General features: G+C 61.1%; 1 protein-coding gene. It reads right to left on the minus strand.

Features of this window, described 5'->3' with window-relative positions:
* Positions 1 to 39 precede the first annotated feature (39 nt).
* A protein-coding gene (locus tag J5Y06_RS22970) for an IS3 family transposase (RefSeq protein ID WP_385932675.1) occupies positions 40 to 1280 on the minus strand; the annotation gives its coding sequence in 2 pieces (ribosomal slippage) (positions 40 to 920 and positions 920 to 1280; 1242 coding nt in all).
* Positions 1281 to 1341: the final 61 nt, after the last annotated feature.

Below are 1341 nucleotides of genomic sequence, written 5' to 3' on the forward strand. Positions count from 1 at the left end.
TGGAGTTGACCCCGTTTCACCGGACAGGCGGCGGTTGGTTTAAGCACTGAGGCGCAGGAACTCGCGTGGTGAGCGGAACTTGAGACCGGAGTGCGGGTGGACTTCACAGTAGTCGTCGATCCATCTCGGCAGCAAGGCCATGATGGTGTCGGCGTCAGGGAGTATGACGATCGAAGCGTAGTCCCGTTTCAGTGTTTTGACGAACGCCTCGGACATTCCGTTGCTCTGCGGGCTTCGAACTGGGGTGAAGAGCAGGTTGATGCCCAGTGCCGCGGCGACCTGTGCGGTCTGCCTGGCGATGTAGGCGCTGCCATTATCAGACAGCCATTCCAGCCGGTGCGGGACCTTGAGGGTCTGGAAGCGGCGTTCGACGGCCGCGATCATCAGGTCGCAGACCATCTCGCCCGAGATGCCGGCATTGGCGACGGCTGACCAGGCGATGATCTCCCGGTCGCAGGCATCGATGACGAAGACGACGCGGACGACTTCTCCGTTGCGGGCATGGATCTCCAGATGATCCGAACACCAGCGGATGTTGGAGCGCAGGGCCACGACAACACCGTCATGAGTGCGCGTGGGCCGTAGAGCCGTATGCTTCTGCAGGGTGAGGCCGTTCTGCTGCATGACCCTGAGGACACGCTTGGCATTGACCACCGGCTTGCCCTCTCTACGCCGCTGCCGGTTCAGCAATGCCGTCACGCGCCGATAGCCGTAGGTTGGCCGCTCGTCGATGATCGGGCGCAGTTCGGCAAGGAGAGCGAGGTCATCAGGCTTTCGATACGAGCCGCGCGGTTTGGAAGGCTTGCTCGTGCGCTCGATCAGGTTGGACCTGGAAACGCTCAGGACCTTGGCAACGGTGCTCACTGGGAACCGTCCTTTGGATCGCTCCACGAGGGCAGCAGCGATGGCCGTTTTTTTGGGCGAGCGAGATCAAGAGCTTCCTTGAGGATCTCGGCTTCCATCGTCTTCTTGCCCAGCATGCGTTCGAGGTCACGAACGCGCTTCTCCAACTCACGGACCTGGGAAGCAGCCACCACATCTTCATCGGCGTCTACGGCGGCATGACCTCCTTCAAGCATCCGGCGCTTCCAGGCAAAGAGCTGGGAAGGAGCGATGCCAGCGCGGCGTGCAACATAGGAGATGCTCATGCCCGGCTGCATGGCTTCCTCGACGAGGCGGACCTTCTCCGCCACCGACCATCGACGGCGTCGTTGCACGGATGTGATGACTTCGACCCTGCTGAACGGAGCGTCAGAGGCTTTGGACATAGTCTTACTCATAGGCGTATGCCTATGCCTTATCAGCTATGCCGCGTGTCCGGTCAAAATGGGGTGCGCTCCA

It is taken from the genome of Tianweitania sediminis (genome assembly GCF_017813335.1).
GTDB lineage: Bacteria > Pseudomonadota > Alphaproteobacteria > Rhizobiales > Rhizobiaceae > Tianweitania > Tianweitania sediminis.